This window comes from Streptomyces sp. NPDC059989, from assembly GCF_042736975.1.
Lineage (GTDB): Bacteria > Actinomycetota > Actinomycetes > Streptomycetales > Streptomycetaceae > Streptomyces.
The window spans coordinates 15,377-31,472 of sequence record NZ_JBHWUO010000021.1 but is presented as its reverse complement, the minus strand read 5'-3'; the positions used below and the strand labels follow the sequence as shown (position 1 = coordinate 31,472).

At 72.4% G+C, this 16,096-nt stretch carries 13 protein-coding genes; 8 read left to right on the top strand and 5 right to left on the bottom strand.

Going from position 1 to position 16,096, the window contains the following annotated elements:
- Positions 1-37: 37 nt before the first annotated feature.
- The 6 genes from ACFWBN_RS20190 to ACFWBN_RS20165 are packed head-to-tail and all read left to right on the top strand — an operon-like array spanning position 38 to position 8,708.
- Positions 38-1,087, top strand: a complete 1,050-nt coding sequence (locus tag ACFWBN_RS20190) for an NAD-dependent epimerase/dehydratase family protein (protein ID WP_385178248.1) — start codon at positions 38-40, stop codon at positions 1,085-1,087.
- Complete coding sequence (locus ACFWBN_RS20185; RefSeq protein ID WP_385178247.1) at positions 1,084-2,259, top strand: DegT/DnrJ/EryC1/StrS family aminotransferase; 1,176 nt, start codon at positions 1,084-1,086, stop codon at positions 2,257-2,259. Before ACFWBN_RS20190 ends, ACFWBN_RS20185 begins: the two co-directional genes overlap by 4 nt.
- Complete coding sequence (locus ACFWBN_RS20180; protein WP_385178246.1) at positions 2,256-3,221, top strand: acetyltransferase; 966 nt, start codon at positions 2,256-2,258, stop codon at positions 3,219-3,221. The genes ACFWBN_RS20185 and ACFWBN_RS20180 overlap by 4 nt, the downstream gene beginning before the upstream one ends.
- Entirely contained in the window at positions 3,218-4,333 is a 1,116-nt protein-coding gene (locus ACFWBN_RS20175) for a DegT/DnrJ/EryC1/StrS family aminotransferase (RefSeq protein ID WP_385178245.1), read from the top strand. Before ACFWBN_RS20180 ends, ACFWBN_RS20175 begins: the two co-directional genes overlap by 4 nt.
- Before the next feature lie 32 nt (positions 4,334-4,365).
- Positions 4,366-7,662, top strand: coding sequence for a DUF4082 domain-containing protein (locus ACFWBN_RS20170; protein WP_385178244.1), 3,297 nt, complete (start codon positions 4,366-4,368; stop codon positions 7,660-7,662).
- Positions 7,659-8,708, top strand: a complete 1,050-nt coding sequence (locus ACFWBN_RS20165; RefSeq protein WP_385178243.1) for a glycosyltransferase — start codon at positions 7,659-7,661, stop codon at positions 8,706-8,708. The genes ACFWBN_RS20170 and ACFWBN_RS20165 overlap by 4 nt, the downstream gene beginning before the upstream one ends.
- Positions 8,709-8,725: 17 nt before the next feature.
- Here the strand turns inward: ACFWBN_RS20165 and ACFWBN_RS20160 are convergent, their stop codons facing one another.
- On the bottom strand, positions 8,726-9,352 hold the full coding sequence (locus tag ACFWBN_RS20160) for a hypothetical protein (protein WP_385178242.1): 627 nt from the start codon (positions 9,350-9,352) through the stop codon (positions 8,726-8,728).
- A 79-nt stretch (positions 9,353-9,431) separates the two neighbouring features.
- On the opposite strand from ACFWBN_RS20160, the gene ACFWBN_RS20155 reads away from it, so the two are divergent.
- Both ACFWBN_RS20155 and ACFWBN_RS20150 read left to right on the top strand, forming a co-directional pair.
- Entirely contained in the window at positions 9,432-11,450 is a 2,019-nt protein-coding gene (locus ACFWBN_RS20155) for an O-antigen ligase family protein (protein ID WP_385178241.1), read from the top strand.
- The gene (locus ACFWBN_RS20150) at positions 11,396-12,367 is read left to right on the top strand and encodes a glycosyltransferase family 2 protein (protein WP_385178240.1); all 972 of its coding nucleotides are present in this window, start codon (positions 11,396-11,398) and stop codon (positions 12,365-12,367) included. The genes ACFWBN_RS20155 and ACFWBN_RS20150 overlap by 55 nt, the downstream gene beginning before the upstream one ends.
- A gap of 115 nt (positions 12,368-12,482) precedes the next feature.
- On the opposite strand, the gene ACFWBN_RS20145 is transcribed toward ACFWBN_RS20150, so the two are convergent.
- Genes ACFWBN_RS20145 through ACFWBN_RS20130 form a run of 4 tightly spaced genes read right to left on the bottom strand, consistent with a single transcriptional unit; the run spans position 12,483 to position 16,091 of the window.
- Entirely contained in the window at positions 12,483-13,466 is a 984-nt protein-coding gene (locus ACFWBN_RS20145) for a class I SAM-dependent methyltransferase (RefSeq protein ID WP_385178239.1), read from the bottom strand.
- Positions 13,460-14,137: a class I SAM-dependent methyltransferase gene (locus tag ACFWBN_RS20140; protein ID WP_385178238.1), complete on the bottom strand. Its 678-nt coding sequence runs from the start codon at positions 14,135-14,137 to the stop codon at positions 13,460-13,462. The genes ACFWBN_RS20145 and ACFWBN_RS20140 overlap by 7 nt, the downstream gene beginning before the upstream one ends.
- Before the next feature lie 41 nt (positions 14,138-14,178).
- A complete protein-coding gene (locus tag ACFWBN_RS20135) occupies positions 14,179-14,988 on the bottom strand; it encodes a glycosyltransferase family 2 protein (RefSeq protein WP_385178237.1) in 810 nt (269 codons plus the stop codon).
- A complete protein-coding gene (locus ACFWBN_RS20130) occupies positions 14,985-16,091 on the bottom strand; it encodes a hypothetical protein (RefSeq protein WP_385178236.1) in 1,107 nt (368 codons plus the stop codon). The genes ACFWBN_RS20135 and ACFWBN_RS20130 overlap by 4 nt, the downstream gene beginning before the upstream one ends.
- Positions 16,092-16,096 lie beyond the last annotated feature (5 nt).

The following is a 16,096-nucleotide window of genomic DNA, read 5'->3' as shown; positions in this document are numbered from 1 at the left end:
CAGGCAAGACCATGACCGACTCAGTGGGGGCAGGGCGTTGAGCAGGGTAGAGGGCAAGAGGATTCTGGTCACCGGCGGGGCGGGCACCATCGGCTCGCACGTGGTGGACCTGCTGGTGGACAACGGGGCACGCGAGGTCGTGGTGCTCGACAACTTCGTACGGGGGCGCGCCGCCAACCTGGCCCGCGCGCTGCCCAGTGGCGTGGTGGAGGTCGTCGAGGGCGACATCCGCGACGTGGCCGCGGTGCGCAAGGCGACGGAGGGCGCCGACCTGGTGTTCCACCTCGCCGCCATCCGGATCACCCAGTGCGCGGAAGAGCCGCGGCTGGCGAACGAGGTGCTGGTGGACGGCACGTTCAACGTACTGGAGGCGGCGGCCGCCGCCGGGGTGGGCAAGGTGATCGCCTCCTCCTCGGCCTCGGTCTACGGGCTCGCCGAGACCTTCCCGACCACCGAGCGCCACCACCCGTACAACAACGACACCTTCTACGGGGCGGCGAAGGCCTTCAACGAGGGGATGCTGCGCAGTTTCCACTCCATGTACGGGCTGGACTACGTCGCGCTGCGCTACTTCAACGTGTACGGGCCCCGGATGGACATCCACGGGCTCTACACCGAGGTGCTCATCCGCTGGATGGAGCGGATCGCCTCGGGCGAGCCGCCGCTGATCCTCGGCGACGGCCTCCAGACCATGGACTTCGTCGACGTCAGGGACATCGCGAGGGCCAACCTGCTGGCCGCGGAGTCGGATCTGACCGACGAGGTGTTCAACATCGCGAGCGGGACCGAGACCAGCCTGCTCGACCTCGCGCTCGGCCTGCTGGAGGCGATGGACGCGGACGGTCTGGTGCCGGTGCACGGGCCGGCCCGCGCCGTGAACGGGGTGACCCGCCGGCTCGCCGACACCGCGCAGGCGGCCGAACGCCTCGGCTTCACCGCGGAGATCGATCTGCGCGGCGGGCTGCGGGACCTGGTGGACTGGTGGCGGGCCGAGCGCGCCGCCGACGCGGCGGCCGCCACGACCGGGGAGTCCGCAACCGGGGAGTCCACGACCGGGGAGGCCGCAACCGGGGAGGCCGGCCGATGAGCGCCCCCGATCCCGCGGCCGCACCGGCACCTGTCGCACCCGCCCGTATCCCGGTCATGGTGCCCTGGCTCGGCGAGGAGGAGGCGCGGGCGGCCGCCGACGCGGTGCTCTCCGGCTGGGTCGCCCAGGGCCCCCGCGTCGCCGAGTTCGAGCGGGCCTTCGCCGACCGGGTGGGCGCCGAGCACGGCATCGCGGTGAGTTCGTGCACCACCGCCCTGCACCTGGCCCTCATCGCCCTGGAGCTGGGCCCGGGCGACGAGGTGGTCGTCCCCTCCCTGTCGTTCATCGCCACGGCCAACGCGGTGCGCTACGTCGGAGGCCGCCCGGTGTTCGCGGACGTCGAGGAGGCCACCGGCAATCTGACCCCGGCCACGGTGGACGCGGTCCGTACGCCCCGTACGAAGGCGGTCCTCGCCGTCCACCAGGGCGGGGTGCCCGCGGACGTCCACGCCCTGCGCGCGGCGTGCGCCGAGTGGGACCTCCCGCTGGTGGAGGACGCCGCCTGCGGCATCGGGGCGACCGTGGGCGGCAAGTCCGTCGGCCACGGCGCGCTGCTCGCCGCCTGGTCCTTCCACCCCCGCAAGGTGATCACCACCGGCGAGGGCGGCATGGTCACCACGGACGACGCGCGGTGGACGGAGCGGCTGCGCCGGCTGCGCGAGCACGGCATGAACGTGTCCGCCGCGCAGCGGCACGCGAGCAGCAAGCCGATCGTCGAGAGCTACCTGGAGGTCGGCTACAACTACCGGATGACCGACATCCAGGCCGCGGTCGGCCTGGTGCAGCTCGGCAAGCTGGACGCGATCGTGGCCCGGCGGCGGGCGCTCGCCGCCCGGTACGAGGAGCTGCTGGGCGACGTCCCGGGGCTCCGCCCCGTCCGGGACCCCGACTACGGCCAGGGCAACTTCCAGTCGTACTGGGTACTGCCGGCCGAGGACTTCCCGATCGGCCGGGACGAGCTGCTCGCCAGGCTCTCCGCCGCCGGGATCTCGGCCCGGCGCGGGATCATGGCCTCGCACCTGGAACCGGCCTACGCGGACCACGGCGCGGCCCCGCTGCCGGTGACCGAGCGGATCAGCCGCGACTCCCTGATCCTGCCGCTGTTCCACACCATGACGGAGGCCGAACAGGACCGGGTGGTGGCGGCACTGCGCGAGGCGGCCGGCGGATGAGCGGGCCGCGGACGGGGACCACGACGCGGACCGGGACCGAGGACCTGCTGATCGTCGGCGCGGGCGGGTTCGCCCGGGAGACCGCCCAGGCCGTACGGGACGCGGCCGTACGGGACGCGGCGCACGGCCGTGCCCCGCGGTGGCGGCTGGCCGGGCACCTCGACGACGACCCGGCCCTGCACGGCCGGGAGGTCGACGGCGTGCCGGTGCTCGGCGGCAGCGACCGGGTGCACGAGCTGACGGCCGCCCGGGTGGTGGTCTGCGTGGGCAGCCCGCGCGACTACGCCGTACGGGCCCGGCTGGTGCGGCGCCTGGGGCTGCCCGGGAGCCGCTACGCGACCGTGGTCCACCCGACGGCGGTGGTGTCGGGGTCCTCCGTCCTCGGCGCCGGCTCGGTGCTGCTCGCGCACTGCGTGCTGACCTCCGCCGTCCGGATCGGGGCGCACGTGGCGGTGATGCCGCAGGTGGTCCTCACCCACGACGACACGGTCGGCGACTTCGCGACGCTCGCCTCCGGGGTCCGCCTCGGCGGCGGGGTGCGGCTGGGGCGGGGGGCGTACGTGGGCGCGGGGGCACTGGTCCGCGAGTACACCGAGGTCGGCGCCTGGTCGCTGACCGGCATGGGAAGCACGGTCCTGGCCGATGTGCCGCCCGGCGAGGTGTGGGCCGGCAGCCCGGCCCGCCGGCTGCGCGCGGCGGGGGGTCCGGCGCTCGACGAGCTGGCCCGCGACGCCTGGGCCCGGCCGGACGGCCGGACGCCGGACGGGCCGGGCCCGGATGGACCGGGCCCGGACGGACCGGCGGCCGCGCCGTACCGGAGGGCCGCCGCCCACGAGCACGAAACCGGCCCACGGCCGGAGGCTCGCACGCCGGAGGCCCGCACGCCCGAGGCCCGCACGCCGTCGGCACACGTGCCGCAATCACACCTGCCGGAACCAGGGATGGGGAGCCCCGTCACATGAACCAGATACCACTCGTCGACCTGAAGGCGGCCCACGCCGAGGTCGCCGAGGAATTACGTGCCGGATTCGACCGCGTGCTGGCCGACACCGCCTTCATCGGCGGCGAGGAGGTCCGCGCGTTCGAGCGCGAGTACGCCGACTTCGCCGGGGTCGGGCACTGCGTGGGCGTCGCCAACGGCACCGACGCCCTCGAACTGGCCCTGCGCGCCGTGGGGGTCGGGGTCGGCGACGAGGTGGTGCTGCCCGCCAACACCTTCATCGCCACCGCGGGCGCCGTGGCCCGCATCGGGGCCCGGCCGGTCCTGGTGGACTGCCTGCCGGACAGCCTCCTGATCGATCCGAAGGCCGCGCTGGCCGCGGTCGGCCCGGCCACCCGCGCGGTGGTCCCGGTCCACCTGTACGGGCAGTGCGCCGACACCGCGGAGATCGCCGCGGGGCTGCCGGAGCACGTCAGGATCGTCGAGGACGCCGCCCAGAGCCAGGGCGCGACCCGCGACGGCCGCTCCCCCGGCAGCGGCGGGATCGCCGCGACCAGCTTCTACCCGGGCAAGAACCTCGGCGCGTACGGGGACGCGGGCGCGGTGGTGACCGACGACGAGGAGACGGCCGGCCTGGTCCGGGCGCTGGCCAACCACGGCGGGACCGCCAAGTACCGGCACGACGTGGCCGGGTTCAACAGCCGGCTGGACGGGCTCCAGGCCGTGGTCCTGCGGGCCAAGCTGGCCCGGCTGGCGGACGGGAACGCGGCCCGCAGGGCCGCCGCCGCCCGGTACGACGCCCTGCTGGCGGGCCACGCGGACGCCGGCCGCCTCACCCTGCCCGTCACCGCCGGGGGCAACGTCCACGTGTGGCACCTGTACGTCGTACGGGTCTCGGGAGCGGACCGCGACGCCGTCGTCGGCAAGCTCAACGCGGAGGGCATCGGCGCGGGCGTGCACTATCCCGCTCCGGTCCACCTCACCCCGGCCTTCGCCCACCTCGGGCACGGCCGCGGCGCCTTCCCGCACGCCGAACTGGCCGCGGACCACATGCTCTCCCTCCCCCTCTTCCCGCAGATCACCGCCGCTCAACAGCAGCGGGTCGCGGACGTGCTCACCGACGCCCTGCGCTGACGCCCCGTGCCGACGCCAAAAAAGAGGTCCAGATGAACAGACGGACAAGGTTGCTCCGGTACGGTCTCTTCACCGTGATCGCGGCCCTGATGGCCACGGTCCTCCCCCCGTCCACGGTGGCCGGCGCGGCCGACCCCTGCGGTCCGGGAACGAACGCGATCGTGTGCGAGAACTCCAAACCGGGCACGCCGATGTCCGATTGGTTCGCGCCCAGCGCGTACGGCGACATCAAGGGCTTCAGCGCCCAGATGAGCGTCCAGGCGGGTGACACCCTCCAGTTCAAGGTCCAGTCGCCGACCCCGTACCGCGTCTCGGTCTACCGGCTGGGCCACTACGGCGGCAACGGGGCCCGCCTGATGTCGACCGCGGCCCAGGCCGCCCAGACGTACCCGGCGAACTTCCCGCAGGGCGGGAACCCGCGCAGCTGCACGACCAAGCCGGCCACCGGCCTGGTCGACTGCGGCAACTGGCCGGTCACCGCCACGTGGAGCGTGCCGGCCGACGCGGTCTCCGGCCTGTACGTGGCCAACTTCGACCAGGCCGACGGGAACGGCGTGATGCCCTACCCGTTCGTGGTCCGCAACGACTCCAGCCACTCCGACATCGTCGTGCAGACCAGCGACCAGACCTGGCAGGCGTACAACAACTACGGCGGCCAGGACCTCTACGACGGCGCCGGGCCCGCCCCGGACGGGCGGGCCTACGAGGTCAGCTACAACCGGCCGCTGGACATCGGCGGCGAGAACGGGATCTACGGGTCCGAGTTCCAGATGATCTCGTGGCTGGAGCGCAACGGCTACGACGTCAGCTACATGTCCGGCCTCGACATGTCGACCCGGGGCGCGGCGCTGCTGGGCAACCACAAGGTGTTCATGTCCTCGGGGCACGACGAATACTGGACGCAGGAGCAGTTCACGAACGCGCTGAACGCCCGGCGCGCCGGTCAGCACCAGACGTACTTCAGCGGCAACGAGGTCTTCTGGAAGACCCGTCTCGCTCCGAGCATCGACGGGGCGAACACCGCGAACCGGACGCTGGTCTGCTACAAGGAGACCAAGCTGTCCTTCCCGCAGCCGAACGGGATCCCCGACCCGAGCGGGATCTGGACGGGCACCTTCATGGACCCGGCCAGTGCCACGAACGGGCGGCCGTACCAGCCGCAGAACCAGCTGACCGGCTCGCTGTTCAGCGTGAACGGCTACCGCAGCGACGCGATCACCGTGCCCGGCGCCTTCGCCAAGATGCGGCTGTGGCGGGGGACGACGGTCGCGAACCTGACCCCGTCCCAGACGGCGACCTTCCCGGCCGGCACGCTCGGCTACGAGTGGGACAGCGACGTGGAGGACGCGGCGCGGCCGGCCGGGCAGATCCAGATGTCGTCGACCACGGTGGACATCAACGACGGCAAGCTGCGCCTGGACTACGGCAACACGTACGGGAACGGCACGGCGACGCACAGCCTGGTCGCCTTCCGCGATCCGACCTCGCGCGCCCTGGTGTTCGGCGCGGGCACGGTGCAGTGGTCCTGGGGCCTGACCAACATGCCGACCGGGAACCCGGACGACACCGTGGTGACCGAGGACAAGCGCATGCAGCAGGCCACCGTGAACGTGTTCGCCGACATGGGGATCCAGCCCAAGTCCCTGCAGTCCAACCTGGTCCCGGCGACGGCGTCCACGGACACGGCGGGCCCGGCCATCACGGTGACCAGTCCGGCGGCGAACGCCACGGTCCCGGCGCTGCGGCCGGTGACCATCACGGGTACGGCCACCGACTCCGGCGGCGGGGTGGTGGCCCGGGTGGAGGTGTCCACGGACGGCGGGACCACCTGGAAGGCGACCACGGGCATCGGCTCCTGGAGCTACAAGTGGACGCCGACCACACCGGGTCCGGCCCAGATCAAGGTGCGCGCGGTGGACGACAGCGTCAACATCGGCGCCACGACCACCGTTCCGCTGACCGTCGGGCCCCAGCAGTGCCCCTGCACCGTATGGCCGGCGGCGGCCGTGCCGGGCACCGTCAACGCCGGTGACGGCAGCGCGGTCGAGCTCGGCGTGAAGATCCGCTCCTCGGCGGCCGGTTCGATCACCGGGGTCCGCTTCTACAAGTCCCCGGCCAACACCGGTACGCACACCGGCAGTCTGTGGAGCGCCTCGGGGCAGCGCCTGGCGACCGGTACGTTCACCAACGAGACGGCTTCCGGCTGGCAGCAGCTGAACTTCTCCACGCCGGTGCCGGTCAAGGCGAACACCACCTACATCGCCTCCTACTTCGCGCCGCACGGCGGGTACTCCTTCGACACCACCTTCGCCTCCTCCGACGCGGGGCTGGCGCCGCTGACCGCGCTGCGCAGCGGCACGGACGGCGGGAACGGCGTCTACCGCTACAGCCCGACCGGCGGGTTCCCGTCCACGGCCGCGTCGGGCAGCAACTACTGGGTGGACGCGGTCCTGGACACCTCGACCGCGAGCACGACCCCGCCCACCGTCACCTCCACCACCCCGCAGTCCGCGGCGACCGGCACCTCGATCACGGCGCCGCTGCGGGCCACCTTCAGCTCGGCCGTCGACGCGGAGTCGCTGGTGTTCACGCTGAAGGACCCGGGCGGGGCCACCGTACCGGGCAGCAAGGTCCTCGAATCCACCAACAGCGCCGTCTTCACCCCGGCCTCCGAACTGGCCCTGAACACCACCTACACGGTGTCCGTGCAGGCCGCCGACCTGTGGGGCAACACGATGGCCGCGCCGGTCACGTGGACCTTCACCACCAGTACGACGCCACCGGCGGTGACCTGTCCCTGCACCCTGTGGGGCAGCGGCACCACGCCGAGCACCGCCAACGTCACGGACGACACCAACTCGGTGGAACTGGGCACCCGGTTCCAGTCCTCGGTGAACGGCTACGTCACGGGCATCACCTTCTACAAGGGCACCGGCAACACCGGTACGCACACCGGCAGCCTGTGGTCCGCGAGCGGCACCCTGCTGGCCACCGGCACGTTCGGCAGCGAGACCCTGTCCGGCTGGCAGCAGCTGCACTTCGCCACACCCGTGCAGATCACGGCGGGCACCTCGTACGTGGCCTCCTACCACGCGCCGCACGGCAACTACTCGGTGGACGGCGGCTACTTCGCCGGCGCGCACCGCTCCTACCCGCTGGTCGCCCCGGCCGACGGCAGCGGCGGCTCCAACGGCCTCTACAAGTACGGCTCCACCACCGCCTTCCCCACGAACACCTTCGGCTCGGTGAACTACTGGGTCGGGCCGGTCTTCACCACCACCCCGCCGGCCGCCCAGTCGGCGGCCTCCTCGGAGGTGACGGGCCAGTGAGCACGGTCAGCGTGGTGATCCCCTGCTACAAGTACGGCCACTTCCTGGCCGACTGCGTCAAGAGCGTCCTGGACGAGCAGGAGGGCGTCGACGTCCGGGTGCTGATCATCGACGACGCCTCGCCCGACGACTCCGCGGACGTGGCGCGCGCCCTGGCGGCCGCCGACCCGCGGATCGAGGTCCGGGTCCACGAGCAGAACCGGGGCCACATCGCCACCTACAACGAGGGCCTGCTGGAGTGGGCCGACGGCGACTACGTCGCCCTGCTCTCGGCGGACGACCGGCTGGTCCCCGGAGCCCTCGTACGGGCCGCCGCCCTGCTCGACGCGCACCCGGAGGCGGGCTTCGCCTACGGCCGGCCCCTGCGCTTCCTGCACGGCGGCCCGCTGCCCGCCGCCCGTACGCGGAGCACCGGCTCGGTGGTCTACCCCGGCCGGTGGTGGCTGGACCGGCGCTTCCGGGAGGGCACCGGGTGCATCACCTCACCCGAGGTGGTCGTCCGCACCAGCCTCCAGCGCAAGGTCGGGGGCTACGATCCGGCGCTCCCGCACGCCGGGGACATCGAGATGTGGATGCGGCTCGCGGCGCACGCCGACGTGGGCTACGTCCGGGGGGCCGACCAGGCCTTCTACCGCGTCCACGGCAACAACATGTCCACCACCGACTTCGGCGGGCAGCTCGACGACCTGCGCCAGCGCCTCGTCGCCTTCGACTCGGTGCTCGACAAGTGCGCCGATCTGCTGCCCGGGGCCGACCGGCTGGCGCTGGCGGCGCGCACCCGGCTGGCCCGGTACGCGCTGCGGCGGGCCTACCGGGCCTACGACCGCGGGCGCACCGCGGTGGTGCCCGTCGAGGAGCTGGAGGCGTTCGCCGCCGAGTGCCTGCCCGGCGGCTACACCTCGCTCGGCGAATACCGGGCGCTGCGCCGGCGGCGGCGCATCGGGGCGCGGGCCATGCCCTACCTCCAGCCGCTGGTGCTCTCGGCCGTCGCCGACCGGGGCCGCGAGTGGCTGTGGTGGCAGTCCTGGAAGCGCCGAGGGATCTGATGCTCCGTCCGTTCCCCTCAGTTGCCCGCCCGCCGCGCCCGGCGGGCGAGCAGCCGGTCGGTCCACAGGGCCGCCGGCACCCCCACGACCCCGGCCAGCAGGGCCGATCCGGCGAGCCCCCGGCTCTTGGTGCCGGTCTGCGCCACGGCGTTCGGCGGCACCAGGAGGGTGATGCTCATCCGCGCCGCTTCGGGGATGCCCTGCTCCGTCTGCAGGTCCGTCAGGTGCTTCGTGTACAGCTCGATGATCTTCCGTACGGCGGTGTCGGCCGCGTCCGGGGCGGGCTGCTCGGCCTGGATCTGCAGGGAGGGGATCAGGTAGCGCGGGGTCACGCTGGTGCCGCTGTTGCGCGGGATCAGCCGGTAGGTGCCGGTGACTCCCACGGCGCTGAGCTCGGCCTTCCCGGCGGGCGAGTCCAGCTGCTGCGCCGCGGCGTAGGAGACGGCGGCGAGCGGCGGCTGCAGATTGGCGAGCTGGTTCGGCTGGCTGCCGGTCACCGGCGGCTTGAGCACCACGATCGCCGTGCTCAGGTACGTCACGGAGGGGCGGAGCACCTGGTAGGCGCCGGCGGCCGCGAGCACCACCGCGAGGACCAGGACGTACCAGCGCCGACGCAGCGCGCGAACCAACTCACCAGGCGACACACGATTCCCTTCGTCGTGATCGATCCTTGCAGGGCGCGTGTCGGCACGCCATCAAATCCCGTACGTTGTGGGGGCGTTAGTGACCATCGGTGAGATATTGGCGGTGTTGCGGCGCCGCTGGTACGTGATGGTGCCGCTGACGCTGATCGGCCTGCTCGCGGCCGCGCACCTGTACCGTTCGGTGCCGGTGGCGTACCAGTCGCAGAGCTCGGTGGCGCTGACCGATTCCAAGGCGGTGGCCGAGCTGGCGCCCACCTTCGGCAATCCCATCTCGAACGCCGGCGGTTCGCTGGTCGTGACCGCGGACGTGCTGATCAGAACCCTGTCGGGGACGGACGCGGCGCGGGACCTGAACGGCCTCGGGGTGACGGACCCGTACACGGTCTCCTTCGCCGCGAACGCCTCCGGCCCGATCCTCACGCTGACCGTCACGGGTACCGACCGGGAAAAGGTGTTGCGGGAGACCAACATCCTCACCGGTTTCGCCGGGGAGCAGCTGGGGGCGCTCCAGGCGGCGGCCAAGGTCGAGCCCGCGTACCTCGTGCAGACCACGCCCGTGGTTCTTCCACAGACCCCGCGGCCCCAGCTCAAGAGCCGCTACCAGCAGGTGCTGGGCGTCATCATCCTCTGCACGACGGCCGGTTTCGCGCTGTCCTTCATGACCGAGAGCCTGGTGGCGGCCCTGCGCCGCAGGCGCGCGAACGGGTCGTCCGGTGTGCGTGCCTGGCGTGCGCACCGGCGGGCCCGGGGCCGGCAGCTGGACGCGGTCACCCTGCTCAGCGGCTATCTGGCGCTGGCCTTCTTCATCCCCTCGAACCTGACGCTGCCGGGCATGGGCGGGGTGGGCACCCCGGCCAACGTGTTCGCGCTGCTGGGCCTGTTCTGGTACCTGGCGGCCTGGATCACCGGCCGCATCCGGCCGGCCCCGGGCACCCGGCTGCCCCGGGTCGTGATGTGCCTGCTGGCCGTGTCGGTGCTGGCCTCGTACCTCTCGAACGCGACGCGCGCCAGTTCGCAGAAGGAGGTCCTCGCGGCGGACCGCGGCCTGATCGGGCTGCTCGTGTGGGTGTCCCTGGCGGTGTTGGTCTCGGCGGGGATCCAGGACCGGTCGCGCCTGGACGTACTGCTGCGCCGGGCCGTCGTGATGGGGGCGGTGGTGGCCGCGATCGGCTACTACGACTTCTTCACCGCGACCAACATCGCCGACAAGATCAGCATCCCGGGGCTCAAGTCGGCGGTCGCCCAGATCACCGCCCTGGACCGCGGCTCCTTCACCCGGCCCCGCTCCACCACGGCGCAGCCCCTGGAGTTCGGCGGGATGCTCGCCATCCTGCTGCCCTTCGCCGTGCAGCAGGCCTTCGATCCGGTACGGCGCCACCTCAGCGCGTGGCGCCGCTGGGGGCCGGTGGTGCTGATGGGGGGCGCGCTGCCGCTCACGGTGTCGCGGACCTCCATCATCGGGGCGCTCATCGTGGTCCTGGTGATGGTGCTGCGCTGGAAGCCGCAGCGCAGGTGGACCGCGATCGGTCTGCTCATGGTCTCGGTGGCCTGCTTCAAGGTGATCGTCCCCGGGCTGATCGGCACCATCACCACGCTGTTCGGGTCCTTCCTGGCGAACTCCGACAGCAGCACCCAGGCGCGCACCGTCAAGTACACCGCGATCGTCCCCTACCTCGACGAACGCCCCCTGTTCGGGCGGGGATTCGGCACCTTCCTGCCCGAGCTGTTCTTCTTCACCGACAACCAGTACATGCTGACGCTGGCCGAGATGGGCCTCCTGGGGCTGATCGCGCTCCTGGTCCTCCTCTTCACCGGCATCCACCAGGGCGGCGCCATCCGCAGGCTGGCCCGTACCGAATCCGACCGGGAGCTCGGCCAGGCCTTCTTCGCCTCGGCCCTCGTCTCCCTGGTCATCAGCGCCACCTTCGACGCCCTCAGCTTCCCGATGTTCGCCGGGATCTTCTTCCTGACGATCGCCGCCGGAGGCAGCTGCCTCGGCTTCGTCCGGCGCGAAGCGCCCCAGCCCCCGACCGTGGAGTCCCCATGCCCTCCGTCAGCCCAGCCTCCCGTCAGCCCGTCGCGGGTGCCGGTCCCGTAGCCGTCCTCGTCGTCACCTGGAACAGCGCCGCGGTGCTGCCGGAGTTCCTGGCCTCGCTGCCGGCGGCCATGGCCGGGCTCGACTGGCGCCTCGTCGTCGCCGACAACGACTCGGCCGACGACACCGTGGACCTGATCCGCGCCCTGGCCCCGGAGACGACCATCGTCCAGACCGGCCGCAACGCCGGATACGCGGCCGGGGTGAACGCCGCCCTCGGGGCCGCCGCCGAGTGGGACGGCGGCTTCCGTGCCGCCCTGGTGTGCAATCCGGACATCCGGATGCGGCGCGGCTGCGCCAAGGTCCTCGTGGACGGGCTCGGCGCGCCCGCGGGCGACGGCGACCGCGTCGGGATCAGCGTGCCGCTGCTGTACGAGGAGGACGGCCGCACCCTCGTGCACTCGCTCCGCCGGGAGTCGAGCGTGACCCGCGCCCTCGGCGAGGCCGTCATCGGCAACCGGCGGGCCGGGCGCTTCCCCCGCCTGAGCGAACTGGTCACCGACCCCGCCGCGTACGAGCGGCCCACGTACGCGGACTGGGCGAGCGGAGCCTTGATGGCCCTCTCCGCGGACTGCCTGGCCGCCTGCGGCCCCTGGGACGAGTCCTTCTTCCTCTACTCCGAGGAGACGGAATACTGCCTGCGTGCGCGGGACCGCGGCTACCGCACCCGACTCGAGCCGGCCGCCGAGGCCGTACACCTCGGCGGCGACTCCCGGGTCTCGCCCCGGCTCTGGACCCTGCTCACCCTCAACCGCGTCCGTCTGTACCGGCGTCGGCACGGCGCCCTCGCCACGGCCGCCTTCCGCTCCGCCGTCCTGCTCCGGGAGACCTCGCGCACCGCGCTGGGCCGCCCGGCCAGCCGCGCGGCCGCGGCCGCACTCGCCCGGCCGGGCGCCCTGCGCACCACGCCTGGGCCCTGACGCGCCCCGAAGGGGCGCGGGGCTGTATCAGCGTGCGGCTCCGCCGCGTGGGCGCGACCAGCCACGACGGCGCCGCAGACGGCCGACGGCACACCCCGGCGCTTCTGCGCCGCCTTTAGCCTGAGCTCCTTGGCCGGCAGACCATGGCGACGAAATCGTGCCCCACCTCCGGCAAGGCCGCGTCCTCAGCGGCAAAGCACCGCTCCAGCAGCGCCAGCGTCTCCGGCTCCTGGTCGCGGAAGTTGTGCGCGATCCCGGAGAACGCGATGTGCAGCACCGTGCCCCCGTACGGCCGTTCCTCGACGACCTCGAAATGGCGTCGCAGGCCCGGCAGCAGCGCCGCCGCGTCGACCGCCTCCGAGGGGTCGTCCAGCACCATCGACAGCCTGCTGGGGCGCACGACGCGGCGCTTGATCCGGCCGTCGGCCAGGCGCCGCCGCTCCTCGGGGAGCTGGGCCAGCAGGGCGTTCGCCGCTTCCAGTTGGCCGTCGGTCCACTGGAAGCGGGTGGGGCCGACGAACTCGTCGACCACGAACGTCCCGCCGGGTTCGATCAGTTGGGACAGCCGGGGCAGGGTCTCGTCGAGGTCGTCGAAATGGTGCAGCGACTGCAGGCCCAGCAGCACGTCGAAGCGTTCCCCGTCACTGGTCATCCGGTTGACGTCGGTGACCCGGAAGCGCAGGACGTCGGCGAGGCCGTGCTCGGCGGCGGCGCGGGTGGCGAAGTCGATCCGCTGCCGCGCCACGTCCACGCCCTCCAGGAGACCGAACGCACCGGTCTTCGCCCAGAGCAGTTCGTTGCCGCCGGTGCCGCAGCCCAGCGAAAGGCCGCGCAGATCGGTGCGCGGCGCGAAGTGCCTGGCGGCCACGTACTGGGGATAGGAGGTGTCCGCGTCGCCGGTCATCAGCAGGTTCCAGCGCTTGATGACCCCCGGTATCGCCCACCACTCGGTCAGCGACGGGTCGACCTGGGACCAGTGCTGGACCACCCGCGCGCCGCCGCGCACCCGCAGCTTGGCCAGCACCGGGTCCAGGTCCAGCTTGCGCACCTTGCGCAGCAGCCGGTCCGCGTCGTGCCGGTTGATCAGGTTGTTCAGCATGCGCGCCCCGTTCGTACGGCCGTCAGCGACTTCGTGACACCGAGCACCCGCTCGCCGAGGAGCACCGATCCGGGGAACAGGTAGCGCATTTCGGCGCGGGTCAGCAGCTCGATGTTGATCACGGCGTTCATCGCCGACTCCGGGCTGTCGGGACGACTGTGGACGAGCGGCCAGTGCCGTACCAGACGGGTCCTGGCGGCCAGGGGCAGGAACTGGAAACCGGGTGCCACGAAGTGCGGCTCGACCGGGAAGTAGCGGTACGGCGTCTGGATCCAGTGCAGCGGCGCCAGTGACTCGACGGCGGCGACGAACCGCCGGCGCTGGCTGTGGCCGCCCACGTGCTCGATGGTCGAGTTGGAGAACACCAGGTCGTAGCCGCCGTGGCCGCTCAGTTCGGCGGCGACGGCCGGGTCGGTGACGTCGGCGACCTCCGCGGTGATCCAGTCGGGGAGTTCGGCGGGGTGCTCCTCCAGATTGATCAGGTGGACGTGCTTGGCGCGCACCGGTGCGCGCAGCCACATCTCGGCCGTCCCGCCCAGGTCCACGACGCTCATGCTCTCGATGCCGGGGAAGCAGCGTTGGAAACGCTCCCAGCGGGCGATGCGCAATCGCTCGCCCAGCGAGCCGGGTGCGTCGACGAACTTGTTTCTGAGGGCCCGGGATCGGGGCATCGGATCAACCACCTGTGGGTCGGAATGGATAGGGGCGACTCTCAACCGGTCTGTCGCCATTGCGTGTAGAAGCTGGACGGGTTCATCAGGTACCGGACGGTGGGGTGCGGCACATGGAGCACCGGGTGCCGGCGGCCGTACCGGCGGATCAGCTCCCAGTCCTCGCGGGGCAGCACCTCCGGTGTCCGGCGCAGTCGGCTGAAGTGAAGCGAGCGATTGCGGCGGGCGACGAAGGCGTTGGTGTCCAGGAAGGACTCGCGGGCGGCCCTGCGCCGGTCGTAGGGCACCGACAGGACGTCCTTCTCGCTGCCGTCGGGCAGGACGCGGCGCAATGCCGTGTAGACGCCGTCGGGCCCGCCCGGGGACTCCAGGACCGCCAGCGTCCGTTCCAGATGGTCGGGTTCCCACACGTTGTCGTCGTCCAGGAACGCCACGTACCGCGAGCGGGTGAGACGGATGCCCACGTTGCGCACGACGCCCGCCACGCCGGTGTTGTGCGCCAGCGAGACGGCGAACAGCCGCGGGTCGTCGGGCAGTTCGGGCAGCCCGGCGCCGTCGTCGACCACGATCACGACGTGGTCGCGAACGGTCTGGTCCAGGGCCGAGCGCACCGCGGTGCGCAGCGCGTCGGGGCGTCGGTGGGTGGCGATGACCGTGGCGACCAGCGCCGAGGGCGGCGCCTCCAGGACCGCGGCCAGCCGCCGGGTCTCGGCGTCCTCGATCCGGCGCAGCCGCACCGCGGTGGGGGCCAGCAGGACCTTGTTCCTGGCCTCGAAGAGCACCAGCCAGCCGAACAGCGCCTTCAGCAGCGTCCAGGGCGCCCGCGCGACACGGCGTACGACGGCGCTCACGGGGCCGGCTCCGGCTCGATCGGGCGGCCGTCGGACATCCGGTTGTTCCGCCACACGTTTCCGGCGCCGCCGTGGTTCCAGTGGGCGACCACGCCGTAGCCGCCGGAGGCGGGGTGGTACTGCGTCGAGAAGACGTTGTCGGTCACCTTGATCCCGGTGGCACCGGTGCTCCCGCCGTAGAGGGCGTACGCGCCGCCGGCGATCCAGTTGTTGTCGACGGTGACGTTGCGGACCACCCCGGTGTCCGCGAACAGGCCGATGCTCCCCGAGGCACCCTCCTTGAGGCTGGTCGGGTTCAGCAGGGTGTTGTGGCGGATGATCAGGTCCCCGGTGTTTCCGCCCCCGCTGATCACCGTGTTGGTGTGCTGCCACTCGCCGCCCAGGTTGATGAACGGGACGAGGTCGTGCACGTAGTTGTCGTGCAGGTTGCCCTGCCCCATGGACAGGGCGTCCCCGAACACCGAGACGTCGCACCAGCCGACCTCGATGGAGCTGCCCCCCATGTTCGACACCGCGTAGTCCACGCCGCCGTTGTCCGGCCCCTTGCCGGGCACGGCCGTGATGGTGGAGTGCAGGACCCGCAGACCGCTGAAGCCGGGGCGCAGGTTGATGCCCCACCAGTTGTCCGAGGTGATCTTCGTATCGATGACGGTGACGTCGTTCGCGTAGATGTCGAGCGAGCCCGTGATGTCCCACCCCCGGATGACGAGCCCGTCGGTACGGACGGCCATGTACCCGGTCTTGTGGGGCTCCAGGGCGATCCGCGGACCGGTGGTGCGGGCGTCGGGGAAGCCGCAGTCGCCGGGAGAGGCGCAGGCGGTCTTGGCCCCGGGGGTGCCGGACGCACTGCCGGCGCCCGGCGTCGCGGTGGGCTTCCCCGACGGGGACGCGGAGGCGGCGGGGCGGTCCGTCGGCCGGCCGGCCGCGGTCGGCGGACCGGTGCTCGGTAACGCCGGGGACCCGCTCGCAGGGCAGGTCGGCGCGTCATCCGGGCAGTCCGACGGGGCGGATCGGTCCGCTCCCGAGCAGGCCACGCCCAGGACCGCCAAGAGGGCTGCGAGCAGCAGTCCCGCGAGCGTGTTCCGGCTGATGCGCCGTGCCATGGGGC

Bases quoted from the DNA above. Each gene is read 5' to 3' on its own strand.
- ACFWBN_RS20185 (WP_385178247.1), top strand. From the start codon at position 1,084: ATGAGCGCCCCCGATCCCGCGGCCGCACCGGCACCTGTCGCACCCGCC.
- ACFWBN_RS20180 (WP_385178246.1), top strand. From the start codon at position 2,256: ATGAGCGGGCCGCGGACGGGGACCACGACGCGGACCGGGACCGAGGAC.
- ACFWBN_RS20175 (WP_385178245.1), top strand. From the start codon at position 3,218: ATGAACCAGATACCACTCGTCGACCTGAAGGCGGCCCACGCCGAGGTC.
- ACFWBN_RS20170 (WP_385178244.1), top strand. From the start codon at position 4,366: ATGAACAGACGGACAAGGTTGCTCCGGTACGGTCTCTTCACCGTGATC.
- ACFWBN_RS20150 (WP_385178240.1), top strand. From the start codon at position 11,396: ATGCCCTCCGTCAGCCCAGCCTCCCGTCAGCCCGTCGCGGGTGCCGGT.
- ACFWBN_RS20145 (WP_385178239.1), bottom strand. From the start codon at position 13,466: ATGCTGAACAACCTGATCAACCGGCACGACGCGGACCGGCTGCTGCGC.
- ACFWBN_RS20140 (WP_385178238.1), bottom strand. From the start codon at position 14,137: ATGCCCCGATCCCGGGCCCTCAGAAACAAGTTCGTCGACGCACCCGGC.
- ACFWBN_RS20130 (WP_385178236.1), bottom strand. From the start codon at position 16,091: ATGGCACGGCGCATCAGCCGGAACACGCTCGCGGGACTGCTGCTCGCA.